Here is a 25,129-nt window from a genome sequence, read left to right as displayed (position 1 = left end):
GAGTCGAACAAAAAGTCAACCTGCCGGGCGGTCGTCCGGCAGGGCTGTTCAACACATCCACAGAAAAGGGGGATCATGACTGCCCGGTCCGGTGTGACTGGCAGCGTGACCGGAACATCATGAAACAGAACCTGATCTACATCGGCCCTGAGCCAAGCCACGCGACGCGGGCCATCTCGCGCCGTTCCAAGGCCAGTCTACGCGGAGCGCTTGTCGTGAAGCTGCCGGGCTTTGAGCGTCCGCGCATCATCCAGTTTGAGAGCGCGCTTGAATACGCGTTCCTCTGCCTGATGCTGGTGCGCACTGACATCCACCATATCTGGGACCAGCCGACGGCGGTGCAATACGCCGACGCCAGCGGGCTGCCAGCGAAGCACGTCTTCGACTTCCTGGTCACTACGACAGGGGGAGAACGTGTTGCTGTGGCTATCAAGCCGATGCAGAGGGTAATCCAGCAGAACTTCGTCTCTGAGCTGGAGCGAGTTGCCGCCGCAACGCCGAAGCAATTTGCGGACCGCGTCATGCTGATCACGGATCAGCACCTCGATCGCCGTGCAGCTGCCGAGGCCGCACGCCAGCTGGCCCGGTCGCGCCCACCTTTTACGGAGGTGGCAGCATGACAATCCGTTTCCGGTTCTCGAAGTCTGACCTGATCACCGCCGCTGGCGTTGCCATGCGCCCGTTGGAAATCGACGACAAGGGCGGCCTCTTCGAGCGGCTCGGTCAGCCGGGCATCACGGAACGCCTGACGCATGAGGAACTGGCGGACCTGCTGCGACAACCCGACACCGCCTATATCGCCGGCTATTTTGATCGCGCCAAGCAGGACCTGCGCGGTCGTAAGCCGACCGATATCATCAATGGGATTGCACATGATGTTCGGCGGCTGGTCATCTGGCGCAAAGCGGTCTGTGATGCCTTTCTGGCCTTTGAGGCAGCCGGGGAAATCAATCGGACTCATGCAGGGTACGCTGAGGGCCGTGCCAAGCTTTCCTGCGAGGTGGAGCGGCGGGTCGGCGAGGGCATGGCGGCGGCAAAGCTGGTCCGACCGGGTGCCGAAATCATCACGCGCCAGCTTCCGGGGAGCCGCACGGCATTCCAGTGGGTGCGCGACTATGAGGGAGCCGGATATTCCGCCGTTGCCTTAATTCCGGAAACTCATCGCTGCGGCAATCGCATCCCGCGATGGTGTCATCACTCGGAAGCCTTGATGAACCAGGTCATCGAGATCTACGCCGATACGCAACGGCCCACCAAGGCAGCGGCGGTGGCTGACACGCGGCAGCTGTTCGTCCGCGAGAGCGAGCGCAGGGCGGCTGCTGGAGCCCCCACGCTTGTCGTCCCGTCTGCGGCCAGTCTCAGACGGCGTTTGGGTCTTGCGGATCCGTATTACGTCCATGCCAAGCGCTATGGCACGGCGGCCGCGAACGCCAAGTTCACGCTTTTTGAGACAGGGGTGGACGTGACGCAGCCGCTTGAGCGTGTCGAGATGGACGAGAACCGCCTCGATGTGATCTCGCTCCTGACGCTGTCGGGCATCTGGGATCATCTTCCGCCCGAGCGGCAGGAGCGGTTCGAGGCCGGTCGGCGTTGGCTCTATGTCGCGATCGACTGCGCAACGAGATGCATCCTCTCCATGCGCCTGGCCGAGACACCGAACTCCAGCGATGCGGTCAGGGCGCTGCGGGACATCTTCGTCGACAAGACGCCAATGGCGCGGTCGGCCGGATGCGAAAGCACATGGCATCATCATGGCGGGGTGCAGGCACTGGTCACCGACCAGGGGACGGCATTCACGTCCGATGACTTCCAGGGCGCTGTCTTGTCCCTCGGCGTTACTACGCTTCTGCCGCCTGCCGGGAAGCCATGGCTTCGTGGCCATATCGAAACGTTCTTTCGGACGTATGGCCACCAACTGATGCCCTTGCTGGCCGGAAGGACCTTCTTCGACACGATCCAGCGTGGCGATTATCCGTCAGAGCAATTGGCCTGCCTCTGCGACGACGATCTGATCACAATCCTGCTGACCTACGTCGTCGACATCTATCACAACCAGGGGCACGGCTCACTTGGGGGAGAAACCCCCAACGAGGCTTGGGCGCGACTGGTGGCCAAGTTTGGAACACCTCCTGTCCCGGACGGCCTGACGCTGCGCCGCGCATTTGGCCGGCCTCTGGAGCGCAAGCTGCGGGGCGACGGGGTCTTGCTTTCGGGGCTGACCTACAGCTGCGAGGCGCTGCGGGAGGCGTTCCTGCACTCCCCGCAGCGAAGCGTAGAGATACGCGCGGATCTGCGGGACATGGGCTGGATTGCCGTGAAGGTGGGCGCCACTTGGCATCCCGCTATCGCGAACCAAACTGGCTTTGACGGTGTCAGTTACGATCTGATGCAGGAGGCGACCCGGACCTTGCGCAGCAAGCATCGGAAAGATGCCGAACTCGACGCGCCGAAAGTCCGAAGGGCCATCGAACGGATCTCGGACATCAACCGCCGCGCGTTCGCGCTGAGGGAGCTGACCCCGTTCCATGTCACCGACCTGGACGTGGAGCGCCATCAGGCCGCCCTGCAGTATCCCGTCCGATCCGATGCGGAGCGGCTTGGGCACATGACTCCGTCTGCCGATCCCCTAGCCGACGGCATTCAGATCACGCCGCGAATGCCCATGCCGCCGGACCTGCCCAAAAGCAGTTCCGAGTCGCCGGCACAGGAGCGCACGCGCAAAAACCGTTGGAGGTTCGATGATGAGCAGTGACCGGATCAAATATACCGCCCGGAGGATCGCGCTTCTGCGCGGTCATTTCATCCACCACGACCGTTTTGAGCCGCTTGAGGCTCGCTTCTCCCTCCTGATCGAAAAACGCCTGGCCGACTGTGAGGCGCGACAGACGAGCGAAGCGCATGGACTGGCCCTTTCGGGCCCGTCCGGCGCAGGGAAGACATCAGCGATGGTTCAGCTCATGGTGCGGAGCCGCAAATGGCTTGAGCGATCCGGTCATGAGAATTTTTCGATCGTCAGTATCAGGGTGCCGGCACCGGCGACGCTGAAGTTCGTCGGCCAGACTCTACTGCGGGCCCTCGGCTACCAGATCAGTTCCGAACGGCAGGCCTGGTACATCTGGGACCTGGTGCGGCATCACCTGAAGGAGCGGAAAGTCCTCTTCGTCCATCTGGACGAGGCTCAGGATCTGGCATCTCGGGGAACGCGGCATGAACTCAACTCAGTTGCTTCCATGCTCAAGACGCTGATGACAGACCCGGAATGGCCGGTCGGCATCATTCTTTCGGGCACGCCGGAGCTCGAGGACATTCTGAACCATGATCCGCAGCTGGCTAGGCGCATGGATACGGTGCATTTCGAGAGCCTGTCGTCGGTCGCGCATGCAAACGATGTCCTAGACCTGATCGAAAGCTACTGCAGCAAGGCAGAGCTTGCGCCCGGCCCGGACAGTCTCGAGCTCGCGCACGGGGAGCGGTTGATCCACGCTGCCGCAAACCAGTTCGGCCTGGTCATCGAGTTGATCGTCGCGGCTGTCGAGCAGGCGTATCTGGCCCGTGCACCCCAGCTGACCCGTGCTCATTTCGCCCATGCATATCACCTCCGCACGTCCTGTGACGACACGTTCAACCCGTTCATCATTCCCGACTATGTGCGGATTGATGCGCGACAGGTTTTTACGCGGGAGAAGCGCTAATGTTTGGCAGGCTCGCACGCCTTCCTCTGACCGTCGATATGGTGCCCGGCGAGTCCGCCACCTCATTAGGCTCCCGTCTTGCGCGCCGGAACGGGGTGCAGCGACTCATCACCTTCTGTTCCGATGTCGGCATCGACTATTTTGCCTTGGCGAATGGCGATCCCCACGAGGTTGCGCGTCTCGCGGCACTCGCCGGCGTTAATCCTGGGTGTCTTCAGAAGGGCACCCCCCAGCTCATCGAGCCGGGATGGTTCCGCCTTGGCAAGGAGCGGATCAAGTTCACCGCTTTCAGCCGCACCTCACTGCGAAGCTGCCCGGCCTGTCTGAAGGCCGGCCTCCATGTATATCATTCAGGCCATCATGGCCTGTGGCAACTGACCTCTGTTCGGACCTGTCCGGTTCATGGCTGCTATCTTGTTCCACTACCACCACGTCAGAATGGCAATGACACCTTCGACATCATGCGGATGCTTGAGGAGTACGTTCCGGTCGCACCGGCCCCTGCAAGGGCTGATGATCTGGAACTGGAGCGATACCTGCGTCAGCGGGGTTCAGACAGGTGCAGGAGAAGGTTGGCTGGGCCGCTTGCCATTTCATGTCGCGGCGCAGACCTGCGAGGGGTTCGGGATCCTCCTCACCCATGGGGCGGATGCCAAGCGCGATCTGGTTGCGCCGGCTGAATGGGCAGCTGCCGGAACGGCGGGGTTTCGGGTGTTGCGCGAGGGGCCGGATGCGTTTCGCGCCAGGCTCAAGAATATTCAGATAGCGCAGCCACTCGATAACACGCTTTACCGGACCCGCTTTCGCGTGTTCTTCGAGTGGCTGCGCTACCGTGACGATGATCCGGATTTTGATATCATCCGCGACATCGTCCGGGAGTTCGTATTTCGCAACTTCCCCATCGCGAAGGGCCAGGTCGTGCTGGGGCAGCCCTGCCCGGAGCAGTATGTGCACTCACTCGCAACGGCACGCAACACCTTCGGCATATCCGGCTGGAAGCTCGGGAGGCGGCTGTCAGCGATTGGCCTGGCGCAGCGCAGCAGCGTGAGCAAGCGGTTTGTCCTGAACGAGTATGCGCCGGCCGATGTCGTCCGCGGCATCGTCACGGAGGTCGACGCCCTGCTGAATGCGACGGAGGCCGCACATCGCGTCGGCATCGATCGGATGATGATCACGAAATTCACCGACCGAGGGCTGATCCCAAAATACTACCCGGACCACAACGCTGCGCCTCTGTATCACCCCCGGGATCTGGAGGCGTTCCTCGGGCGGCTGCGGAGTCTGGCCGCTAGTAAAACTCCCTCAGAACAGCATCTCGACATTCCAACAGCGTCGAGATGGCTCAGCGTACCGACAGACCGAGTGACCCGGATCATTCTCGACCATCGGGTTCCTCTATTCGCGAATGAGACAAAGGCTGCGCGCTTCCGGGATTTCAGAGTTTCCGTGCCTGACCTTCAGCAGGAGATTTACCGGGCGCAAGATGGCGTTCTGAGGCCGGCCGATGCAGCAAAGGTCCTGGGTATCAGCGTGAGGACCGTCCGAAGCCTTCTCGACCGAGGAATTCTGGAGCCCCGCACGGTCCGTGAAGAACGAAGCGCACGAAACCGTCGCTACGTCTCGATCAGCTCGATCGAGACGTTTGCCGCCGAATACATCACGGTCGTCGATCTGGCGTCGCAGTCCGGTCGCCTACCTGGGGCAGAAGCCATCCTGCAAACCGATCGCGGTGTTCAGCCACTTGATTTGGACAGCCGCTGTAACATGATCTTCAAGCGCGCCGATGTGCCAGCTTTAAGCGCGTCCACCGTCTCGAACGTAAAGGCAAGCAGAAGAGCGTTTTCCAATGGGTAACATGACTGTTCGAAGAATCCCGGACCACGTGCACGATCACCTGCGCGAATGCGCACGGAGTAATGGCCGGAGCCTTGAAGCCGAAGTGCGGGGCAATCCTGACAAGCGCCTACACCGCGAGCAAAACCGGAGGCTTTGGTCAGCAGCTTAGGCGGCATTTTGAAAACGCAGGCGTTTTCGGCGATGAGCTCAGCGCCTATCAAAGAAGCGAAACTTCAGACATTAGCACTAGCCGGCACCCTAAAGTCTAAAGACTGCTTCTCAGAGATATGGTGATCGCGGGCACCGCGATTGCTGATCTAGGAGACAGCCGCGCCTCCGCTTCGCTCTGGCACGGCTGACGATCTTTCATTTCTTTTTCCGCCTGCCATCCGGCCGGCGATCCGAACACGGGCTCTGGTGCCGCTGCGCGTCAGCCTCCACGGAGAAATCCGGTTCCTCCCACGCCAAGGCGCGGGCCCCTCCCAATTTCACCGCTCCGGCCCCGTGTGTCTGATCGCCGTCCGGCCGCAGGTCGGGCTGCGCCCACCCTGCTTTGCCCTTCGGATGACATGAAGTCATCCAAAGTGAAAAGCAGCGATGGCTTCGCCACTGGCGGAACAGGAAGGAGCGCCACGACATGTCGGACCAGTTCGGACCACGGGCCAGAGATTGGGCTGCGGCCCATCAGAGGCAGACCTTTGTGACAGGAAAGGCAGGCCCGCCTTTGCATCGGAAACAGGCCCCATTGTTTTCAAGCAATTTTTCCCACCGCTGAAGGCAGGACTATCTGACACCTGCCACCCGATTGTTGATTGCCACTGAAGTCTTCCTCAAGTGGCCACTATTCTTCCTTTGCGGCAGCAAGGCTGTCGTAAGGCTCGAAGAGTTTTCGCTCGCGCCTCCAACCGAAGTCTCTATCTAGGATAGCTGTCTGCTAATGTCGCCGCACCAATCATGGGGCCAGTAGCATGGGAAGAAACGATCAGAAGTCTGAAAACACGAACGCAGAGCACGAGCAGCCGCTGGCAACGCGCATCGCTTCCTTACAGGAAAGGGCAAGATTGCGCGGCAGCGAACAAGCGCTCACATCGGCCGAGCTGAAGGCGTTTATGGATGATCAATGGGGCGAAGGTGAGGACGAGGATCGCTAACCCAAATCGCCTATCAGATCACCCGCTTACAATTTCGGCCCAAAGCTGCCATTCAGCAGCCTTCAGGCGCTGAGGGTTAGCGCTTCCAAACCTGACACTCATGCATAGCGCAACCAGCTCGGCTGACCTCACCTAGTCCCGAAGAGCCGGACTGTCTCGTCTGACAGCCCGGCTCTCGTAGCCTCAAGCCGCAACAGTGGCTTTTGTGGGCTCTTCCAGCCGGCCGGACAGCCGAATGAGGCCAATGCTCGCTGCGACGATGAGCGCGCCGACGAAGGGTGCCGCGATGAGGCCCATATGGTCCACCACGACCCCGCCCACGGCCGCCCCCAGGGCGATGCCCAGATTGAACGCTCCGATGTTCAGGCCGGAGGCCACGTCGACCGCATCCGGGCTGACCTGCCGCGCGATCTGCACGACATAGGCCTGAAGCGGCGGAACGTTGGCGAAGGCGAAGCCGCCCCAGAGAGCCACGACCGCGGCAGCGGCGACGGGATGGGGCAGAGCCAGGCCGAAGGCGGCCAGGAGGACCGCAAGACCCGCGAAGATCACCGTCAGCGCCGGGACCGGTCCCATGCGGTCGGCCAGCCTGCCGCCCAGGATGTTGCCCACGGCGACCGAAGCCCCGTAGAGCAGGATCACCAGGCTGACCGCGCCGGCCGACAGGCCCGTGACGTCGGTCAGCATTGGCGCCAGATAGGTGAAGGCGATGAAGTTGCCGCCATAGCCCAGGGCGGTGATCAGATAGACCAGCAGCAGGCGCGGCGAAGTGAGCACGCGGGCCTGTGCCCGAAGGCCGGGCGAGGCGCTCTGCGGCAGATCGGACGGCACCAGCACGGCGCTGGCGATCAGGCCGATCACGCCGAGAAGGACGACGCCGAGGAAGGTCGCCTGCCAGCCGAAGGACTGGCCGATCCAGGTGCCCAGGGGCACGCCAGTCACGAGGGCCACTGTCAGGCCGAGGAAGACCATGGCGATGGCGGAACTCTCCCTTTCGCGCGAGACGAGGCCAGATGCGATGGTCGAGGCGATGGCGAAGAAGACCCCATGGGCAAGCCCGGTCAGGAAGCGCGCCACGATCAGGCTGCCATAGCCGGGGGCGACCGCGGCGAAGACGTTGCCCGCGATGAAGAGCGCCATCAGCGCCAGGAGCAGCGTCTTGCGCGGCAGCCGGCCGGTCAGCGCCGTCAGGACGGGCGCGCCGATCGTGACGCCGAGGGCATAGAGGCTGACCAGGAGGCCGGCCGAAGGAAGCGACACGCCGAGGCTTTCGGCGATGGTGGGAAGCAGGCCGACGATGACGAACTCGGTCGTGCCCACGGCGAATGCGCTGATTGTCAGCGCCCATAATGCCAGCGGCATGGGGATCTCCGGATGGATTGAACTCGACCGGAGAGATGCCATCTGTCAGTCTTTGCGTGAACGACCGGCATTGCAAAGGGCTTTTGCGTATGGCGCACGACCTGCCGCAGACGGCGGACCTCGCCGCCTTCATTGCGGTGATCGAGGACGGGGGGTTCGCCGAGGCGGGGCAGGCGGCTCGGGGCTGCGCCCTCGACGCTCAGCCGGACGGTGACGCGGCTGGAGGCGCGGCTGAAGGTGACGCTGCTGCGTCGATCCACCCGTGGGATCGAACTGACGCCGGAGGGGCGCGACCTGCTGGAGGCGGCGCGCGAGATCGTGGGGCGGACCGAGGCGCTGTCGGATCTGGCCACGGGCGCCCGCGCCCCGCGCGGACCGCTGCGGATCAATGCGCCGGTGCCCTTCGTGCTGCATGTCATCGCCCCGCGTCTGGCGAAGTTTCACGCGCTATACCCCGAGATCGGGCTGACCGTCGACATGACCGACAGCATCGTCGATCTGATCGACGCCCATGCCGATGTCGCCATCCGCTTCGGCCCGCTGCCCGACAGCGACCTGCTGCACCGGCCCCTCGGGCGGGCGGAGTGGCGTCTGGTCGCCGCGCCGGACTATCTTGCGCGGGCGGGGCATCCAGAGCGCCCTGCGGATCTGGCGACGTTGGAGCAGGTGCGGTTCTCCTCCCCTGCGCATATCAACGTTCTCCGGTTTCACGGCATGGCGGACCCCGTCTCTCCGCGCGTCTCGGTGACGGCGGCGAATGGCGAGGCGGTTCGGCAGTTCGTCCTGGGCGGCATGGGCATCGCGCGGTTCTCGGACTTCATGATCGACGCCGACATCGCATCGGGCCGCGTGGTCGAGCTGTTTCCGGGTCAGCTGGACATCCCGCCTCTGGCCATCAGCGCGCTTTATCTGACGCGTGCCTCAGGGCTGCGGCGATTGGGTGTGTTTCTCGACTGGCTGGCCGACGTGGCGGATCCGTCTGAGCGGGATGCGGTAAGCGCAGCCGTCAGCCCATCGCCCGGGCGATCTTCGAGCGAATGAAAGATAATTCGCTAGCCGCCCAATGCTGCCGGTCGGCTTCTGGCGGGAGCTGCGGTGCAGCTTCCCCAATTCAGATGTTCGTGCTCGGCGCGGCGAGGGTTACCACAGGAAATTGCCCGGCGGCGGGCAAGGTTCTCGCGTAGGAGCGCCACTAGGTCGCGGCACAGCGAGACGCCGTTATGGACGCAGTCCTCGATCACATCGCGCCCGGCAGTCATCGAGCCTACGACGACCCCGCGCCCCGCCCGGGCATTGACCCCGTAAGTGCATGGGCCGAAGATCGGGACGGCAGCAGGAGGGCCGGCGATCTGCAACCTCTACAATATAACGGCCACGCAGGAAGCGATGATCCGCTTGGTGAAGGGGTTGACCGACCGGGCGGGCAATGTCGCCCCGGGAAGCGTCTATCCCGACCAGATGGCGCCGATCATCCGGCATGGCCAGGACAGGCGGGAACTGGTCAAGGCGCGGTGGGGCATGCCGTCACCGCCTTCAGTGCTGAAGACCGCCCGCGATCCGGGGGTGACGAATGTGCGCAACCTTTCCTGTCCGCACTTGCGCCGCTGGCTCGGGTGCGGCCATCGCTGTCTGGTGCCGGTCACCAGCTTCTCGGAGCCCCGAGGCAAGGGGCTGGGTGTGCAATGGTTCGCGCCGAGTGAGACGCAGACCGGCGGGCAACGATCTGGTCTGCTCGGCCTGGGACATCCTGTCGGGGGACGTGAAGCCCGACGTGGATGTGCTCATCATCGACGATGCCGGCGATCACGCCGCGCTTCAGGCGGCGGACCTGATCGCGGCCACGGGTGCCGCGGTCGAGATCGTGACCCCCGACCGCAGCTTCTCGCCCGAGGTGATGGCGATGAACCTCGTGCCCTACATGCGCAACCTTCAGCGGAGCGACGTGACCTTCACCGTCACCTGGCGGCTCGTGTCGGTAGAGCGCGAAGGAAACCAGCTGCGCGCCACGCTCGGCAGCGATTACGGAGACGTGACGCGGCAGCGGCTGGTCGATTAGGTTGTGGTGAACCATGGCACGCGGCCGCTGGACGATCTCTATTTCGATCTCAAGCCGCACTCGAAGAACCTGGGCGAGGTCGATTACGACGCCCTCATCGCCGGCGCCCCCTAGCCCGAGCCGCGTTGGCCGGACGCTTCGTTCCGCCTGTGGCGGATCGGCGACGCGGTGGCCGCCCGCAACACCCATGCCGCCATCGACGACGCTCTGCGGCTGGTCAAGGACCTCTGAGCGCCGCGGGGCACCGGATGCTAAACGACGAGCCGGGACCCATCCAAGGCTTGCGCGGACATGAAGGAGGCCATCTTCGCTGCATTCCGCCGGCCGTGCCGGGCCGTGCCAAAGCCAGCCAGACCGACAGTGCCGAGAGACTGAAAGGGCCCCATGCCAGCTCCGGCGCAGCTCGCCTTCCCGACCGTCGATGATCGGTTCCACCACGCCCTCACGCGCCCCGGCGACGACGCGCTCAAGGCCGGGGGCCGCAGCCTTGCGCCCGGCTCCCGTCAGTCCTCCGCGCGCAAGGCCGGTAGGCCGACGCCCGTCGCCTCGAAGCCGCCATCCGCCGCCAGCACCTGACCGGTGATGTAGGAGGCCTGATCGCTGCACAGAAAGGCAATGGCCTCGGCGATCTCGGCCTCTTTCCCGTAGCGGTTCAGGGGGATCGCGTCGTGATAGGCGGCGCGGATCGCGGGGCTGTGGACCGCCAGAGCCAGCTTGGTGTCGACCGGCCCCGGCGCCACGCAATTGGCGCGCACGCCGTGTTGGCCCAACTCGGCGGCCTGCTGGCGGGTCAGATGGATCACCGCCGCCTTCGAGGTGCCGTAGGCCACCCGCAGCGTGCTGGCCCTAAGCCCCGAGATCGAGGCTATGTTGACGATAGCCCCCCGGCTTTGCACCAGATGCGGGATCGCGGCCTGCGAGCACAGGAACACTCCGTCCAGGTTGACCGCCATGATCCGGCGCCAGGCGGCCAGATCGGTCTCGGCCAGTGGGCGGAAATCGGCGACGCCCGCGTTGTTGACCAGCGCGTCGATGCGGCCCGACCACGCGATCGCCTGCGCAACCATCGCGGCGACCTGACCGGGGTCCGATACGTCGCAGGCAACGGCGAGGGCTCCGGGCAGCGCCGGGGCGGCGCGGTCCAGTTCCTCGCCGTCGATATCGGCCAGCATGACGCGCCAGCCGCGCGACGCCAGCAGCCGGGCGGTCGCAAGGCCGATGCCGCGTGCGGCTCCGGTGACGATGGCGGTCCGTTCGGTCATGGCAGCTCCTTTCGCAATCTCATTTCAGCACGCCGATCAGCCACAGGGACATCTGCGGCAGGGCCGCGACGACCGCCAGCCCGACCAGCGTCGCCACCAGGAAGGGCAGGGCGCCGCGCGCCACCCGCTCGATCGGCAGGCGCGAGACATTGGCGGCGACGAAGAGGTTCACCCCCACCGGCGGCGTGATCAGCCCAATGGCAAGATTGATCATCACCACGACCCCGAACCAGACTGGGTCCCAGCCCAGCTCGTGCATCACCGGCAGCACGATGGGCAGCGTGATGAACATGACCGTGATCGCGTCCATGAACATGCCCGCGACCAGCAGGATCAGCATGATGACCAACAGGATCACCCATTGATTGTCCGACAGCGCCAGAAGCCCGCTGGAATAGGTGCCGACCAGATCCTCGACCGTGATGACCCATCCGAAGAGCCCCGCATAGGCCACGATCAGCATCACCGTCGCCGAGGAGGCCGCCGCATCGGCCAGCGTGTCGTAGAGCGCGCGGATCGACAGGCTGCGATAGATCAGCCCGCCGACCAGCAGCGCGTAGACGGTCGCGACCAGCGCGGCCTCGGTCGGGGTGAAGACGCCCGAATAGATCCCGCCCAGGATCACGACCGGCGTCATCAGCCCCCAGAAGCTATCCTTGAAGCTGCGCCACAGGCGCGCGCCATAGGGCAGGCCGGCATGGGAATCAGGGATCAGGCGGCCGAGCGCTGGGCCTGCGCCCTTGGGGGCGATGAAGGGCAGCACGGCCAGCATCGTCAGCCCCATGAACAGCCCCGGAATGATCGCGGCCAGAAACAGCTGCGAGATCGAGACCTCGGCGATGACCCCGAACAGGACCAGCCCGATCGAAGGCGGGATGACGATCGACAGCGCCGCCCCGGCGCTGACCAGCCCCGCGGCATGGGCGCGGGTGTAGCCGTCCTCCTCCATCCCCTTTATGATCATCGGCCCGATCGCCGCGACCGAGGCCGGGCCAGACCCGCTGACCGCGCCCCAGAAGAGGCACACGACCGTGCCCACCACCCCCATGCCGCCGGGCAGCCCGCCCACCAGCACGCGAAAGAAGCGGATCATTCGCTCGGCAATGCCGGTGCTGCCCATCAGTGCCCCGGCCAGGATGAAGAACGGGATCGCCAGCAGCGAATAGCGGGCCACCCCTGCCGTGATCAGATCGCCCGCCAGATCCAGTCCGAAGCCCATCCGCCACATCGCGTAAAGCGCCGACAGCCCAAGCGAGAAGGCCACCGGCACGCGCAGCGCCAGCAGCAGGAAGAACAGCACGATCATCTGCGTGCCGGGACCCAGCTCAGGCATGATCGGCCTGCGCCTGCCGGAACTCGTCGGCCGCGTGCTGGACGTAGCGCCAGGCGATCAGGAGGAAGGCGAAGGGCAGCGCCGCTTGGTAATACCAGACCGGAATCCGCAGCGCGTAGGAGGTGAGGCCGTTGCGATAGAGCACCGTCAGCGCCCCCCAGGCCAGCCAGGCCGAGGCGACCAGCAGACCGACCGAGGCGATCACCGACAGCACGACGACCGCCTGCCCCGCCCGGCGCGGCAGCATCGAAACGACTGCCGTGACCGCCAGATGCTGGCCCTGCCGCGCCGCGATGGCGGCGCCGAAGACGGTCAGCAGCAGGAACCCGTTGGTCAGCAGTTCCTCGGACGAAGCGAGCGAGTAGTTCGTGGCATAGCGCACGACCACGTTCACGAAGCCCAGAAGGGTCATGCCTAGGAACAGGATGGCGCAGATCAGCCGCTCGGCCTCGCGCGACAGGAAGGACAGCATTCGCATCTCCGGCGGGGGATGGGGGCGCTTGGCCCCCCGGTTCAGTTCGCCTGAGCGACCGCCTCGGCGATCGCGTCCTGGAACGAGGCGACCAGCTCGGGGCCGACTTGCTGGGCCCATTGGTCGAAGGCGGGCTGCGTCGCCTCGCGGAAGGCGGCGAGTTCCTCGGGCGTCGGCTCGTAGACCTCCATCCCCTTCTCGCGCAGGAAGGCAACGCCGGTCTCGGTGCCCTCGCGGGTGATCTGGCGCTGATACTCCATCGCTTCGGCGGCGACCTCGCGCAGCATGCCCTGCGTCTCGGCGTCATAGGCGTCGAACTTGGCCTTCGAGATGCCGAGGAAGATCGGATCGTAGGAATAATGCCAGGTCGTCAGATACTTCTGCACCTCGTAGACCTGCTGCGGGATGATGACGGCGCCGATCGGGTTCTCTTGCCCGTCCACGACGCCTTGCTGCAACGCGGTCAGCGTCTCGGTCCATTGCATCTGCTGGGGATTGGCGCCAAGCGCGTTCATCACGTCGATATACATCGGCCCGGCAACGCGCATGTTGAGGCCGGCCATGTCGGCGGGGCTGCGGATCGGGCGGGTGTTGTTGGTGACCTCGCGAAAGCCGTTCTCGCCCCAGGCCAGAACCTCGATCCCCTTCTCGCGCAGGATCTCGCGCAGCGCCTCGGCCGGGCCGCCCTCGGCGGTGGTGGCGTCGACCTGATCGTAATTCTCATACATGTAGGGCAGCGAGAAGACCGCCATCTCCTGCACCAAGGGCGTCACGTTGATGGCCGAGGTCATCACGAAGTCGAGCGCGCCCCGGCCCACCATGTCGGCCTGACGCATCTGGTCGCCACCGGCCAGCTGGGCGTTTGGGAAGACGCGCAGCGACATCTCGCCATCCGAGCGTTCGGCCAGCAGTTCGCCGAAGCGCTCGGCGCCCTTGTGCCAGGTGGTGCCGTCGCCGGTGTTGTGCGACAGGCGCAGCGTCTCGGCCAGCGCGGTGCCCACGCCCATCGTCGACACCAAGGCCGTGGCCAAGGCCAGCCGTCCCCATCCCATCCGTGACATCGCAATCCCTCCCTGAACGCGCCACCCTCCCGTGGCTTTCGGTTCATATCATGGAATGACACGACGCGCCGTGGCAAGAAAAAACTTGCGTAGCCGCCGTGTGTCTTGTCATTCTGGCCCAAACAAGCGGGAATCTTGATGAATCAGCCAAGAACTTCGGTTCATATTGTGGATCAGGGCGACACCGGCACGCAAAGCGTGGACCGGGCGCTGCTGCTGCTGAACCGCATCGGGGCCACTGATGGCGCCAGCCTGGCGGCGCTGGTCGCCGAGACGGGGCTGAACAAGGCCACGGTCCGCCGTCTCGCGCTGGCGCTGATCCGGGCGGGCCTGGTCGAGCAGGACGCCGCCAGCCGCTATCATCCAGGTGAGCAGCTGCAGGTTCTCGGCGCGCAGGCGGCGCGGCGCTCGGGCCTGATGGCGGCGGCTGGGGAAAGCGTGATGCGGCTGGCGCAGACCACCTGCGACGCGGCGCTTCTGTCGGTGCGGCGCGGGGCCAGCGCCCTCTGCCTGATGCGCGAGGAGGGCAATCATCCCCTCCGCAGCCACGCGTTGGTCGCGGGCCAGTCCCATCCGCTCGGCGTCGGCGCGGGCTCACTGGCGATGCTGGCCGCGCTGCCACGGGACGAGGCCGAGACGATCCTGCGCGCCACCGGCCCCGTCGTCGCCGCGCGCTATCCCGCCCTGACCCCCGAGCGGATGCGCGATCTGCTGGCGCGGACGCGCGCGGAGGGCGTCGCCCTCAACCCCGGTCTGGTGATCGAGGGCTCGTGGGGCCTCGGCATCGCGCTGCATCACCCGGACGGGCGGCTCGTCGGCGCCCTCTCGATCGCCACGATCGAGGCTCGGATGCGCCCGGACCGCCTGCCCGACCTGACCCGCCTTCTGCGCGCCGAGGCCGCACGCATCGAGGCGCGCCTCGCCCAGCCAACAAAGGACAGACTCGCATGACCGACCCGATGCCCGATCCCATGATTGTCGGCTGGAGCCATACGCGCTTCGGCAAATCCGACGCCCCCGACACCCGCGCCCTGATGGCCGAGGCGATCCCCGAGGCGCTGGATCATGCCGGCATCGCAGCGACCGATGTCGACGGCATCTTCACCGGCGTCTTTAACAACGGCTTCTCGCGTCAGGACTTTCAGGCCGCGCTGGTCGGGATGGCGGTGCCGGACCTCGCCCATGTGCCCGCCACGCGCTACGAGAACGCCTGCGCCACCGGCTCGGCCGCCCTTCACGGGGCCATGGATTTCATCGCCGCAGGCCGGGGCCGCATCGCGCTGGTCGTCGGCGCCGAGAAGATGACCGCGACCCCAACCGCCGAGGTGGGCGAGATCCTGCTAGGCGCCAGCTTCCACGCCGAGGAGGCGCAGATCGACGCCGGCTTCGCGGGCCTTTTCGGCCAGATCGCGGCCAGCTATTTCCAGCGCCACGGCGACCGCTCGGAAGAGCTGGCGATGATCGCGTCCAAGAACCATCAGAACGGGCTGCGCAACCCCTATGCGCATATGCGCAAGGACCTGGACGTCGCCTTCTGCAACACCGTCTCGGACCGCAATCCGCGCGTCGCGGGTCCACTGAGGCGCAGCGACTGCTCGCTGATCTCGGACGGGGCGGCGGTGCTGGTGCTGGCGGATGCCGAGACCGCGATGACGATGCCCCGCGCCATCGCGTTTCGCGCCCGCGTGCAGGCCAACGACCCGCTGGCCTTGTCGCGCCGCGACGTGCTGGAGATGCGCGCCGCCCGCAGCGCGTGGCGGCAGGCGCTGGACCGCGCGGGCGTGACGCTGGACGATCTGTCGCTGGTCGAAACGCATGACTGCTTCACCATCGCCGAGATGCTGGAATACGAGGCGATGGGCCTGACCGAACCCGGCCAGGGCCACCGCGCGATCCGCGAGGGCGTGACCCATCGCGATGGGCGGCTGCCGGTGAACCTGTCGGGCGGGCTGAAGTCCAAGGGCCACCCCATTGGCGCGACCGGCGTCTCGCAGCATGTCATGGCGGCGATGCAACTGACCGGCGAGGCCGGCGAGATGCAGCTGCCCGGCGCAACCATGGCCGGCGTTTTCAACATGGGGGGCGCGGCGGTGACGAACTATGTCTCGATCCTGGAGCGCGCGCGATGATCCCCGTCTCGGACCGGGTGATGAACCTTGGCCATTTCCTGACCCAGAACGCCCGCCGCCTGCCGGATGCCCCGGCCCTGATCCATGGCGAGGATGTCACCAGTTGGGCCGACATGCACGCCCGCGTGGGCGCCTTGGCCCATGCGCTGGCGAAGGATTACGGCGTCGCAAACGGCGACCGCGTTCTGGTGCAATCCGTCAACTGCCTGCAGATGCTCGAGACGATGCTGGCCTGCTGGCGCATCGGCGCGGTCTGGGTGCCCGCCAACTTCCGCCTCTCGCCCGGCGATCTGGCCTGGCTGGCGCAATCCTCGGGCGCGCGGGCCATGTTCTGCGGCGCGCAGTTTCCCGATCACGCCGCCGCTTGCGCCGCCCATGTCCCCGCGATCATCCCCATCGGCGCCTCGCCCCTAGGTCCCGATCACGACGCGTTGATCGCCCGCCATCTGGGCCGGATGCCGCCCGAGGCGCCGGTCGCGCGCGACGATCCGGCCTGGTTCTTCTACACCTCGGGGACGACGGGCCATCCCAAGGCCGCCGTCCTGACCCATGGCCAGATGGCCTTCGTCGTCACCAACCACCTGTGCGATCTGATGCCCGGAACGACCGAGGCGGATGCCTCGCTCGCCCTCGCGCCGCTGTCCCACGGCGCGGGCATCCATGCGCTGACCCAGATCGCGCGCGGCGTGCCGACGATCCTGCCCACAAGCGAGCGCTTCGATGCCGCGGAGATGTGGGCCCTGATCGAGCGGCATCGCGTGACGAACATGTTCACCGTCCCCACGATCCTCAAGCTGCTTGTCGAGGATGCGGCCGCCGCCCGCCACGACCATTCCAGCCTGCGCTACGTCATCTATGCCGGCGCGCCGATGTATCGCGCCGACCAGATCCGGGCGCTGGAGGTGCTCGGCCCGGTGCTGGTCCAGTATTTCGGCCTCGGCGAGGTGACCGGCAACATCACGGTGCTGCCCCCCGCCCACCATTCGGCCGACGACGCGGCCATGCGCATCGGGACCTGCGGCCTTGCGCGCACCGGCATGCAGGTCCAGGTCCAGGACGCCGAGGGCCGCGAGCTGCCCTTCGGCGAGACGGGCGAGATCGCCGTGATCGGCCCCGCCGTCTTCGCCGGCTATCACGACAACCAGGTGGCCAACGCCAAGTCCTTCCGGGACGGCTGGTTCCTGACCGGCGATCTGGGCCATATGGACGCCAAGGGGTTCCTCTATCTGACCGGCCGGTCCTCGGACATGTTCATCTCGGGCGGATCGAACATCCACCCGCGCGAGATCGAGGAGAAGCTGCTGACCCATCCCGACCTCTCCGAGGCGATCGTCCTGGGCGCCCCCGACCCGGTCTGGGGCGAGGCGGGACTGGCCGTCTGCGTGCCCCGCGCGGGAGCGGACCCCGACCCGCAGGCGGTGCTGGACTGGCTGGCCCCGCGCCTCGCCAGCTACAAGCGGCCCAAGCGCCTGCTGATCTGGGACGCGCTGCCCAAGTCCGCCTATGGCAAGATCACCCGCAAGATGGTCCGCGACGAGTTGATCGCCCGCAACCAGTGGCCGCAGGCGACGTGGTGAGCCATCCCGGCCCTGCCGACCGCCAGCGGGTGCAGATCGCCCCCTGCCGCGCTCACCCGTTGCGCCTGCGGCTGAAGGCCGGGCTGCCGCTCGACCGCGCCATCGCCGCCGCGGCGCGCGAGGCGGGCGTGACCGGCGCCTGGCTGCAGCTGGACGATCTGCTCTGCACGGCGCTGTCCTTCGTGATCCCCGCCCCGCCCCCCGGCGACGGCCGCGTTGCCTTCTACAGCGCCACGCGTGTTCTGCGCGGCGCCCGGATCGTGACCGCGGGCCTCCATCTGGGCGAGGCCGGCGCGATCCACGCCCACGGCATCTGGACCGACGCAGCCGGCGCCGCCCATATGGGCCACCTCCGCCCCGAAGGAACGCACCTCTCCCGCCCCGCCTGGATCACCGGCTGGCGCCTCGACGGCGCCTTCTTCCGCCGCCGCTTCGACCCCGAGACGGGCTTTCCCCTCTTCACCACCCACCGCAAGGCCCGCCGCCTTTCCTCGGGACGGCCCGCCCGCCTGATCCGGCTACGCCCCCATCTCGACCTCGCGCCGACCCTCGCCGCGCTGAGCTGCGCCGGAACGCGCTTCCTCGGCCTCGGCAGCCTCGTCGGCACGCGCTTCGCGACCGGCGCGCCCCTGCCCGGCCCGGCGACCGAGATCCTGATCCTTGGCCAGGACCGCAGTCGGCTTTGGGTCGCGTCCGTGGGCGAGGACGGCACGGCGCATCAGGGTTGGCTGTCCGGCACGAACAGAACCTGCATCACCGCCGAGCTGCTGCTGATCGACGAATGACGGCAGCCCTGGACCGCTTTCGTTCGTTTCCGGAGTCGCGCGCAGGTCCAGCCTGCTCAACTGCAGTTATCTCGGCTTAGAGTGAACGCAAGATCGCTTGCTATCCAAAGGACCACAGAGCGCTCCTTACGCCGATGCCTTAGCTCTACGCTGGCAGCGGCTCTGCGGGGCAAAACCGTCGCTCTAAGGCTGAACGCGCGTGGTAAGAATCTTCATACCGGCCACTCCAAAGCCGAGTGCAAATGCGCCCTCAAAAATTCGCCTCAAGCGCAGATAAAGGCGGGTCATCGCTTTCGATGAAAAAAGCAGTGCGTAGCCGTGAAAGATCACGAAGCTCTGAGTGCTAACGGCGGCGATGATAATCAAAAGTTCTGAGGGCGCGGTGCCCGCCGGGATCCCCATTGAGTAAAGCGAACCGAAGAACAGCACAGCCTTGGGGTTGGTGATATGCAGCATAAGCCCCTTCGCGAATAGCGTGGGCGGGCTTCCGGTCATCGATTTCATCTGGACCATTTTTCGAGACAGGGCGGATCTCGCAGATTTATAAGCTAGGTACATGAGATAGGCCGCTCCCCCATAGCGGATCATCTCGAACAGCCAGACATTCGCGAGCATAATGGTGCCCAATCCAAGCGCGGCGGCAACCGACCAGATCACTGACCCGGCTGTGATGCCGGATGCGATAGGCAAGCCGGAGGAGCGACCGGATGTCATGGACGTTCCTGCAATCGCCAGCGTCGCGGGACCTGGGCTGGCGCTGGCACTAAACGCAGCTAGCATGATCAAAGGTAGGTTAGCTTCCAGAACCATGATTGTCCCCGATGTTTTTCCGGCCATTTTACGACGGTATGGCACGCAGTGGAACTGGCACCCTTTGCAATTCACCGCGGCTGACCTGATCGTCCGCTACAGGCTCCTAGCGTAGATGCTGCCGCCTTTGCCGACGGGGGGCACTGAGCCCCCTTCGGTCGATATATGGCCTCTACTGGTGCCGGCTTGGGCGCAGACGCCGAGCCTGCGGGATGATATGCTTGCTTTGTCGACACTATCGAAGAAGGGCGGGCATGGCGGACAGGAGGTGTCACCATGTCCATCGATCTTCTTCCCGCCGTCAGGCCCGCACGCGTCAGTTGGAACAAGGGCCGCATCGTCGGTCAGAAGCGGCCGCTTCTTCCGCGGCACGTATGGTCGATACGGGTCCGGCTTGAAATGTTAGGTAATGCCCGCGACCTCGCGCTGTTCAACATGGCGATCGACAGCAAGCTCCGCGGGTGCGACCTCGTGGCTCTGAGGGTCCGAGACGTTTTCGCGGCAGGGCACGTTAAGGAGCGCGCCTCGATGATCCAGAGCAAGACGGGAAAACCTGTCCGGTTCGAGATTACCGATACGACCCGCCAATCCCTGGACCACTGGATCCGAAACCCCGAGATGATTGGCCTCGAATTCTTGTGGCCAAGCCGGATCCACGGAAGTGCGCACTTGTCGACACGGCAGTATGCCAGGATGGTCCGGGGCTGGGTCATGTCGCTTGGTCTGGAGCCGAGCGCTTACGGCACTCATTCGATGAGGCGCACCAAAGTCGCCCAGATCTACAAGAAAACGGGTAACCTGCGCGCTGTTCAACTGCTGCTCGGCCACACGAAGATGGACAGCACGGTGCGCTATCTCGGGGTCGATATCGAGGATGCGCTGTCGCTGTCAGAGGCGATAGACCTGTAGCCATTCTGCCGATCGGCACTATTCGTGTCGGTCGGCCCTTAGCTGCCAGACGGCCCCTGTCGGGCGCTGCCTTGCGGCATCTCCAGACCGGACATTCGCGCTCGGTGCAGCGAGGTTGACGAATTACAGGCTGCTATTACGGGACAATCCGGACATTCAGCATTGCGTTACACTGCCCTGATCAATTCGGTCGTGAAGGCTTGCAGTCGCGATGTGGCGCACACAAGGTTAGCCATTGGCAGGCCGAGGCTGCGTCTGCAAGCGCCGCAACCTTTTGGTCGGCCGTTGACATTAATCCGCGCAGCCGGCAATTTCGCGTCTCCACCAGGGGTGTTCCGACAAGGAGCTGAGATACTGCTAGGCCGCGAGGCAGCGCAGGGACCCTATGAACCTGATCCAGTTCACACTGGCGTAGGGACGGTGCGGGTGCTCTGGTGGCCGGCTTCGGTCACGCGTTGGCAGCACTCATTCCCCCTTCCAGTTCGTGCTGGGTCTCCGATGCTTTACAAAGCCAGGAGCCTGACATGACATCCCACCCCACCCTCACCGTTACCACTGGACCGCTGCCCGCTTCGATCAAGGCGTTCAGGCCGGGTGTTCTTTATCCCGACATGCGGGTGCCAATGCGCACGATCGCATTGCATCCGAGTGCAGCCGAGCCGCCGGTGACCGTCTACGACTGCTCCGGCCCTTACACTGATCCGGGGGCGGAGATTGCCATCGACCGTGGCTTGTCACGTCTTCGGGAAGGCTGGGTTGCGTCGCGCGGGGATACCGAGGCCTATGAAGGCCGCTCGGTTCAGCCTGCGGATAACGGGTTCGTTTCACCAGATCGGCTGACTCCGGTGTTCCCGGCGCCGCATCGACCGATGCGTGCGAAGGAGGGTAAGGCCGTCACACAGATCGCCTACGCCCGGGCGGGTATCGTGACGCCGGAGATGGAGTTTGTCGCGATCCGCGAGAACCTCGGCCGCGAGGCTATCCGAGAGAAGATGGCCCGTGACGGCGAGATGTATGGTGCCTCGGTGCGCGATTACGTGACCCCGGAGTTCGTCCGTGACGAAGTGGCCCGCGGCCGTGCGGTCATTCCTGCCAACATTAATCACTCGGAACTGGAGCCGATGATCATCGGCCGGAACTTTCTCGTAAAGATCAATGCCAACATCGGCAACTCGGCCGTCACCTCCTCGATGGCGGAAGAGGTGGAGAAGATGGTCTGGGCCATCCGCTGGGGGGCCGACACCGTGATGGACCTCTCGACGGGCCGTAACATCCACAATATTCGCGAATGGATCGTCCGCAACGCGCCAGTTCCGATCGGAACCGTGCCGATCTATCAGGCTCTTGAAAAGGTCAGCGGCGTGGTTGAGGACCTGACATGGGAAATCTTTCGCGACACTCTGATCGAGCAGTCCGAGCAAGGAGTGGACTACTTCACCATCCATGCGGGGGTGCTGCTTCGGCACATTCCGCTGACGGTGAACCGCGTGACGGGGATCGTCAGTCGTGGCGGCTCAATCATGGCCAAATGGTGCCTACACCATCACCGCGAGAGCTTTCTTTACGAGCACTTCGAGGAAATCTGCGAGATTGCGCGGGCGTATGACGTAACGTTTAGCCTCGGGGACGGGCTGCGGCCAGGCTGCATCGCCGATGCCAACGATGCGGCGCAATTCGCGGAGCTGGAGACGCTGGGCGAGTTGACCCAGATCGCCTGGAAGCACGATTGCCAAGTCATGATCGAAGGCCCGGGCCACGTGCCCATGCATAAGATCAAGGAGAACATGGACAAGCAACTGGAGGTGTGCGGCGAAGCGCCTTTCTATACGCTTGGGCCGCTGACAACCGACATCGCGCCGGGTTACGATCACATCACCTCCGGCATTGGGGCCGCTATGATCGGCTGGTTCGGCACCGCGATGCTTTGCTACGTGACCCCAAAGGAACATCTGGGTCTGCCGGACCGTGACGACGTGAAAACCGGGGTCATCACCTACAAAATCGCGGCCCACGCCGCCGACCTTGCCAAAGGGCATCCCGCGGCGAAGATCCGCGACGACGCGTTGTCACGGGCCCGCTTTGAGTTCCGGTGGGAGGACCAGTTCAACCTTTCCTTGGACCCGGATACCGCACGGTCTTTCCATGACCAGACCCTGCCGAAGGAGGCGCACAAAGTCGCGCATTTCTGTTCGATGTGTGGGCCGAAGTTCTGCTCCATGAAGATCAGCCACGACATCCGAGAGGAGGCGCGGGCGCAGGCAGGGATGGTCGAGATGGCGAAACGGTATCGCGACGGAGGCGATCTTTACATTCCCGTGGAAGAGGATGCCGTGGGTTCATAGGTGCGAACGGATTGAGGCGCCGGCTTTCAGGGCGGCGCCTTGCCAATGGAGCGCATGTCTCGAACGGTCGAGCTATGCGCTAATACGATTGATTGATAAACGTCAGCTTTGGCTCCCTAAGTCGATCAACCGCTCACGGCGACGGCACGGAGGCGCGGCAGGCTCCGACCCGCGTCCTCCGCCCTTACCAGCCGCTCGAAGCAAGATTGATGCTGCCTTGCGGCTTTCTAAACCGGACGTTCATGTCTTGGCGCAGCGAAACCAAGATAGCACGGTCTGCTGTGCGGGACATCCTGGACGTTGACGCAGAAAGTAGTCAGACCGAAGCCAGAATTTCAACGTGAGCCAATACGGCATAGCGATACCGGCAGAGCTGTCCCCGGAAGCGGCCACCTTGGCGTCGGAGAACAACACGTCGTTGCCGCAGGGCTTTCGCATGGCCAGCGCGCGGCGCTAATCGCGGCCAAGAGGGGGGCCTTCAGCGAAGTCCATGCCGTCCCGCTGTCCAGCGCGGCGGCCGCGCTTATCACACTGGCGGTGACCGTCTGGATCGCTCTTGCCGCTTACCGCCAGCCCCGCGCCGCCTCGAACCATTGATCTCCAGACAAGAAGCAGACTTCATGAAACTGATTGAAACGGACCGCCTCGTTCTTCGAAACTTCCGCCGTCGGGATGCGGACGGGCTGCTGGCTTATCTGAAATCCCCGGTCGCGAGCTGCTTTCTCTCGCTGACCCTTCAGGATATCGATGCCGCGACGGCCGAGGCTGATCGACGCGCTTCGGATGACGCTGAGATCGCAGTTTGTCGTAAGGAAGGCGATGAATTGATCGGGGATCTGTTCGCACACCCCGAGGATGACACCGTCTCGGTCGGATGGAACTTCAATCCAGCGTATGCTAGTCGCGGTTATGCATTCGAGGCCGCGCATGCCATCTTCGCGGATCTGTCCGAGGTTAAAGGCATCCGTCGCCTCTATGCCTATGTCGAGGACCACAACCTGCCCTCACAAAAGCTGTGCGAGCGCTTGGGCATGCGACGGGAGGGCCTGTTTCTCGACTACATCAGCTTCCGGAATGATAATGCCGGTCGGCCGGTAATCCTCCCCGTTTTAACGGGGTTTGGTCGTAGAACTCACGCAGCCATTTTCAGTTTCTGTGCGGGTGTTATGCCGCCGATGCCCATGTTGGGTCGCTCGTTGTTGTAAGTCCAGAGCCAGTCGGTTGCGATACTCTGTGCCTCCGCGATGGTTTCAAAAATGTAGAGGTCGAGCCATTCATGGCGGACGGTGCGGTTGTAGCGCTCGACGTAAGCGTTCTGCTGCGGTTTGCCGGGCTGGATGTGGGTCAGGACAATGCCCTGCTTTGCGGCCCAGATTGCCAAGGTTGCGCTGATGTATTCCGGGCCGTTGTCGACCCTGATGGCCATGGGCTTGCCGCGCCACTCGATGATCTGGTTCAGCGCCCGAACCACGCGCTCGGCCGGAAGCGAAAAGTCGACCTCAATGCCCAGACCCTCGCGGTTGAAGTCGTCGAGCACGTTCAGCAGCCGGAATTGGCGACCATCGGCCAGACGGTCGGCCATGAAGTCCATGGACCACACGAGGTTCGGCGCGTCTGGAACCGAGAGCACGTCCGGCTTGTGCCGCTTGATGCGCCGCCTTGGCTTGATCCGCAGGTTCAGTTCCAGTTCGCAGTAGATCCGGCGAACGCGCTTGTGGTTCCAGGCATGGCCACGGACATTGCGCAGATACAGGAAGCATAGGCCGAAGCCCCAGGTTCTGTGCGCCTTGGTCAGGCCCTCAAGAAGATCCGCGATGGTCTCGTTCTCGGCACAGCGCTTCGGGCTGTAACGAAAGCACGTCTCGCTGACCCCAAATGTGCGGCAGGCCAGCGCAATGCTGACCCCCTTCGTTGCCACCGCCCTCGCGGCCAACTCGCGGCGTTGAGCTGGCCGCGTCACTTTTTTCCCAAAGCTTCCTTGAGCAGGTCGGCCTGCATGCTCAGGTCCGCGAACATGCGCTTCAGCCGCCGGTTTTCATCCTCCAGCGCCTTCATCTGGCTCATCATGGACGCATCCATACCGCCATACTTCGCCCGCCATTTGTAAAAGCTCGCGCTGCTGATCCCATGCTCTCGGCACAGCTCCGGCACCGCAACACCGCCTTCGGCCTGGCGCAGCACAGCCATGATCTGCGGCTCGGTAAATCGGGTCTTTCTCATTCGAATCTCCTCAGCTCACGCTACGAGAAAATTCTACGAATAAACCCCCTTAACGATGGGGAGGATTACCAGCCGATCTACGAAAACACAATGCAATACGCATTACTCCGCCGGGAGTGGAATTCTTTCTGA

21 protein-coding genes, 2 pseudogenes and 1 riboswitch are annotated in these 25,129 nt (G+C 64.5%); of the genes and pseudogenes, 16 read left to right on the top strand and 7 right to left on the bottom strand.

All coding sequences use genetic code 11. The annotated features are described in order from the left end of the window. Positions 1 to 119: 119 nt before the first annotated feature. The 7 genes and pseudogenes from F1642_RS07965 to F1642_RS07935 all read left to right on the top strand — a co-directional run bounded on the left by F1642_RS07965 (position 120) and on the right by F1642_RS07935 (position 6,679). Positions 120 to 620 carry a Tn7 transposase TnsA N-terminal domain-containing protein gene (locus F1642_RS07965; RefSeq protein ID WP_232303319.1) on the top strand — a complete coding sequence of 167 codons (501 nt, stop codon included), beginning with the start codon at positions 120 to 122 and terminating at the stop codon, positions 618 to 620. Beyond that, the gene (locus F1642_RS07960) at positions 617 to 2,752 is read left to right on the top strand and encodes a DDE-type integrase/transposase/recombinase (RefSeq protein WP_194885953.1); all 2,136 of its coding nucleotides are present in this window, start codon (positions 617 to 619) and stop codon (positions 2,750 to 2,752) included. Before F1642_RS07965 ends, F1642_RS07960 begins: the two co-directional genes overlap by 4 nt. Next, positions 2,742 to 3,692: an ATP-binding protein gene (locus tag F1642_RS07955; protein ID WP_194885952.1), complete on the top strand. Its 951-nt coding sequence runs from the start codon at positions 2,742 to 2,744 to the stop codon at positions 3,690 to 3,692. The genes F1642_RS07960 and F1642_RS07955 overlap by 11 nt, the downstream gene beginning before the upstream one ends. Next, positions 3,692 to 4,096, top strand: a pseudogene (locus F1642_RS16480) (TniQ family protein); the annotation flags it as partial. The gene F1642_RS07955 and the pseudogene F1642_RS16480, both read left to right, overlap by 1 nt. 109 nt (positions 4,097 to 4,205) lie before the next feature. Further along, positions 4,206 to 5,546 carry a helix-turn-helix domain-containing protein gene (locus tag F1642_RS07945; RefSeq protein ID WP_255522268.1) on the top strand — a complete coding sequence of 447 codons (1,341 nt, stop codon included), beginning with the start codon at positions 4,206 to 4,208 and terminating at the stop codon, positions 5,544 to 5,546. Next, complete coding sequence (locus tag F1642_RS16475; protein ID WP_194885949.1) at positions 5,539 to 5,697, top strand: Arc family DNA-binding protein; 159 nt, start codon at positions 5,539 to 5,541, stop codon at positions 5,695 to 5,697. The genes F1642_RS07945 and F1642_RS16475 overlap by 8 nt, the downstream gene beginning before the upstream one ends. A gap of 799 nt (positions 5,698 to 6,496) precedes the next feature. Then, entirely contained in the window at positions 6,497 to 6,679 is a 183-nt protein-coding gene (locus F1642_RS07935; protein ID WP_157020470.1) for a hypothetical protein, read from the top strand. 183 nt (positions 6,680 to 6,862) lie between these two features. Here the strand turns inward: F1642_RS07935 and F1642_RS07930 are convergent, their stop codons facing one another. Then, positions 6,863 to 8,041: an MFS transporter gene (locus tag F1642_RS07930; RefSeq protein ID WP_194885948.1), complete on the bottom strand. Its 1,179-nt coding sequence runs from the start codon at positions 8,039 to 8,041 to the stop codon at positions 6,863 to 6,865. 210 nt (positions 8,042 to 8,251) lie between these two features. On the opposite strand from F1642_RS07930, the gene F1642_RS07925 reads away from it, so the two are divergent. Together F1642_RS07925 and F1642_RS07920 are read left to right on the top strand one after the other, a co-directional pair. Further along, positions 8,252 to 9,082 (top strand): LysR family transcriptional regulator, encoded by an 831-nt coding sequence (locus F1642_RS07925; RefSeq protein ID WP_370582832.1) that lies wholly within the window; start codon positions 8,252 to 8,254, stop codon positions 9,080 to 9,082. A gap of 670 nt (positions 9,083 to 9,752) precedes the next feature. Then, positions 9,753 to 10,328, top strand: a pseudogene (locus tag F1642_RS07920) (N-methylproline demethylase); the annotation flags it as partial. A gap of 272 nt (positions 10,329 to 10,600) precedes the next feature. On the opposite strand, the gene F1642_RS07915 reads toward F1642_RS07920, so the two are convergent. Genes F1642_RS07915 through F1642_RS07900 form a run of 4 tightly spaced genes read right to left on the bottom strand, consistent with a single transcriptional unit; the run spans position 10,601 to position 14,225 of the window. Further along, complete coding sequence (locus F1642_RS07915; RefSeq protein ID WP_194885947.1) at positions 10,601 to 11,359, bottom strand: SDR family NAD(P)-dependent oxidoreductase; 759 nt, start codon at positions 11,357 to 11,359, stop codon at positions 10,601 to 10,603. 19 nt (positions 11,360 to 11,378) lie between these two features. Continuing rightward, positions 11,379 to 12,692, bottom strand: a complete 1,314-nt coding sequence (locus F1642_RS07910) for a TRAP transporter large permease (RefSeq protein WP_046000470.1) — start codon at positions 12,690 to 12,692, stop codon at positions 11,379 to 11,381. After that, positions 12,685 to 13,170 (bottom strand): TRAP transporter small permease, encoded by a 486-nt coding sequence (locus tag F1642_RS07905; protein WP_232303317.1) that lies wholly within the window; start codon positions 13,168 to 13,170, stop codon positions 12,685 to 12,687. The genes F1642_RS07910 and F1642_RS07905 overlap by 8 nt, the downstream gene beginning before the upstream one ends. Before the next feature lie 35 nt (positions 13,171 to 13,205). Next, complete coding sequence (locus tag F1642_RS07900) at positions 13,206 to 14,225, bottom strand: DctP family TRAP transporter solute-binding subunit (RefSeq protein ID WP_046000469.1); 1,020 nt, start codon at positions 14,223 to 14,225, stop codon at positions 13,206 to 13,208. A 138-nt stretch (positions 14,226 to 14,363) separates the two neighbouring features. Between F1642_RS07900 and F1642_RS07895 the strand changes: the two genes are divergently transcribed. Genes F1642_RS07895 through F1642_RS07880 form a run of 4 tightly spaced genes read left to right on the top strand, consistent with a single transcriptional unit; the run spans position 14,364 to position 18,716 of the window. Further along, positions 14,364 to 15,176, top strand: coding sequence for an IclR family transcriptional regulator (locus tag F1642_RS07895; protein WP_046000468.1), 813 nt, complete (start codon positions 14,364 to 14,366; stop codon positions 15,174 to 15,176). Between the two features lie 8 nt (positions 15,177 to 15,184). After that, complete coding sequence (locus F1642_RS07890; RefSeq protein ID WP_046000829.1) at positions 15,185 to 16,354, top strand: acetyl-CoA acetyltransferase; 1,170 nt, start codon at positions 15,185 to 15,187, stop codon at positions 16,352 to 16,354. Beyond that, complete coding sequence (locus F1642_RS07885) at positions 16,351 to 17,931, top strand: acyl-CoA synthetase (protein ID WP_194885946.1); 1,581 nt, start codon at positions 16,351 to 16,353, stop codon at positions 17,929 to 17,931. Before F1642_RS07890 ends, F1642_RS07885 begins: the two co-directional genes overlap by 4 nt. After that, positions 17,928 to 18,716 carry a hypothetical protein gene (locus F1642_RS07880; protein ID WP_157020469.1) on the top strand — a complete coding sequence of 263 codons (789 nt, stop codon included), beginning with the start codon at positions 17,928 to 17,930 and terminating at the stop codon, positions 18,714 to 18,716. Before F1642_RS07885 ends, F1642_RS07880 begins: the two co-directional genes overlap by 4 nt. A 183-nt stretch (positions 18,717 to 18,899) precedes the next feature. Here F1642_RS07880 and F1642_RS07875 read toward each other — a convergent pair whose 3' ends face one another. Further along, a complete protein-coding gene (locus F1642_RS07875) occupies positions 18,900 to 19,526 on the bottom strand; it encodes a LysE family translocator (protein ID WP_046000465.1) in 627 nt (208 codons plus the stop codon). 276 nt (positions 19,527 to 19,802) lie between these two features. Between F1642_RS07875 and F1642_RS07870 the strand changes: the two genes are divergently transcribed. From F1642_RS07870 to F1642_RS07860, 3 genes are all read left to right on the top strand, one after another. After that, positions 19,803 to 20,435 (top strand): tyrosine-type recombinase/integrase, encoded by a 633-nt coding sequence (locus tag F1642_RS07870; protein WP_046000464.1) that lies wholly within the window; start codon positions 19,803 to 19,805, stop codon positions 20,433 to 20,435. Between the two features lie 316 nt (positions 20,436 to 20,751). Further along, a riboswitch (TPP riboswitch) is annotated at positions 20,752 to 20,871 on the top strand. Between the two features lie 88 nt (positions 20,872 to 20,959). After that, entirely contained in the window at positions 20,960 to 22,777 is a 1,818-nt protein-coding gene (gene thiC, locus F1642_RS07865) for a phosphomethylpyrimidine synthase ThiC (RefSeq protein ID WP_046000463.1), read from the top strand. Positions 22,778 to 23,397: 620 nt separating this feature from the next. Further along, positions 23,398 to 23,982 carry a GNAT family N-acetyltransferase gene (locus tag F1642_RS07860; RefSeq protein WP_084693801.1) on the top strand — a complete coding sequence of 195 codons (585 nt, stop codon included), beginning with the start codon at positions 23,398 to 23,400 and terminating at the stop codon, positions 23,980 to 23,982. Here F1642_RS07860 and F1642_RS07855 read toward each other — a convergent pair. Continuing rightward, positions 23,910 to 24,997, bottom strand: a protein-coding gene (locus F1642_RS07855; protein ID WP_139599857.1) for an IS3 family transposase whose coding sequence is annotated in 2 segments (ribosomal slippage) — positions 23,910 to 24,748 and positions 24,748 to 24,997 — 1,089 coding nt in all. Because the reading frame shifts where the segments join, the coding sequence is not laid out codon by codon here. The genes F1642_RS07860 and F1642_RS07855 overlap by 73 nt on opposite strands. Between the last annotated feature and the right edge of the window lie 132 nt (positions 24,998 to 25,129).

The sequence above is a fragment of the Paracoccus sp. NBH48 genome (genome assembly GCF_015390265.1).
GTDB classification, from domain to species: domain Bacteria; phylum Pseudomonadota; class Alphaproteobacteria; order Rhodobacterales; family Rhodobacteraceae; genus Paracoccus; species Paracoccus marcusii.
Note: the sequence above shows the minus strand (reverse complement) of the source record. Positions and strands in the feature narration are given on the sequence as shown.

Excerpts from the sequence above, each read along its gene's own strand:
- F1642_RS07965 (WP_232303319.1), top strand. The coding sequence starts at position 120 with ATGAAACAGAACCTGATCTACATCGGCCCTGAGCCAAGCCACGCGACG.
- F1642_RS07960 (WP_194885953.1), top strand. The coding sequence starts at position 617 with ATGACAATCCGTTTCCGGTTCTCGAAGTCTGACCTGATCACCGCCGCT.
- F1642_RS07955 (WP_194885952.1), top strand. The coding sequence starts at position 2,742 with ATGAGCAGTGACCGGATCAAATATACCGCCCGGAGGATCGCGCTTCTG.
- F1642_RS07945 (WP_255522268.1), top strand. The coding sequence starts at position 4,206 with ATGATCTGGAACTGGAGCGATACCTGCGTCAGCGGGGTTCAGACAGGT.
- F1642_RS16475 (WP_194885949.1), top strand. The coding sequence starts at position 5,539 with ATGGGTAACATGACTGTTCGAAGAATCCCGGACCACGTGCACGATCAC.
- F1642_RS07935 (WP_157020470.1), top strand. The coding sequence starts at position 6,497 with ATGGGAAGAAACGATCAGAAGTCTGAAAACACGAACGCAGAGCACGAG.
- F1642_RS07930 (WP_194885948.1), bottom strand. The coding sequence starts at position 8,041 with ATGCCGCTGGCATTATGGGCGCTGACAATCAGCGCATTCGCCGTGGGC.
- F1642_RS07915 (WP_194885947.1), bottom strand. The coding sequence starts at position 11,359 with ATGACCGAACGGACCGCCATCGTCACCGGAGCCGCACGCGGCATCGGC.
- F1642_RS07910 (WP_046000470.1), bottom strand. The coding sequence starts at position 12,692 with ATGCCTGAGCTGGGTCCCGGCACGCAGATGATCGTGCTGTTCTTCCTG.
- F1642_RS07905 (WP_232303317.1), bottom strand. The coding sequence starts at position 13,170 with ATGCGAATGCTGTCCTTCCTGTCGCGCGAGGCCGAGCGGCTGATCTGC.
- F1642_RS07900 (WP_046000469.1), bottom strand. The coding sequence starts at position 14,225 with ATGTCACGGATGGGATGGGGACGGCTGGCCTTGGCCACGGCCTTGGTG.
- F1642_RS07895 (WP_046000468.1), top strand. The coding sequence starts at position 14,364 with ATGAATCAGCCAAGAACTTCGGTTCATATTGTGGATCAGGGCGACACC.
- F1642_RS07890 (WP_046000829.1), top strand. The coding sequence starts at position 15,185 with ATGCCCGATCCCATGATTGTCGGCTGGAGCCATACGCGCTTCGGCAAA.
- F1642_RS07885 (WP_194885946.1), top strand. The coding sequence starts at position 16,351 with ATGATCCCCGTCTCGGACCGGGTGATGAACCTTGGCCATTTCCTGACC.
- F1642_RS07875 (WP_046000465.1), bottom strand. The coding sequence starts at position 19,526 with ATGGTTCTGGAAGCTAACCTACCTTTGATCATGCTAGCTGCGTTTAGT.
- F1642_RS07870 (WP_046000464.1), top strand. The coding sequence starts at position 19,803 with ATGTCCATCGATCTTCTTCCCGCCGTCAGGCCCGCACGCGTCAGTTGG.
- thiC (WP_046000463.1), top strand. The coding sequence starts at position 20,960 with ATGACATCCCACCCCACCCTCACCGTTACCACTGGACCGCTGCCCGCT.
- F1642_RS07860 (WP_084693801.1), top strand. The coding sequence starts at position 23,398 with ATGAAACTGATTGAAACGGACCGCCTCGTTCTTCGAAACTTCCGCCGT.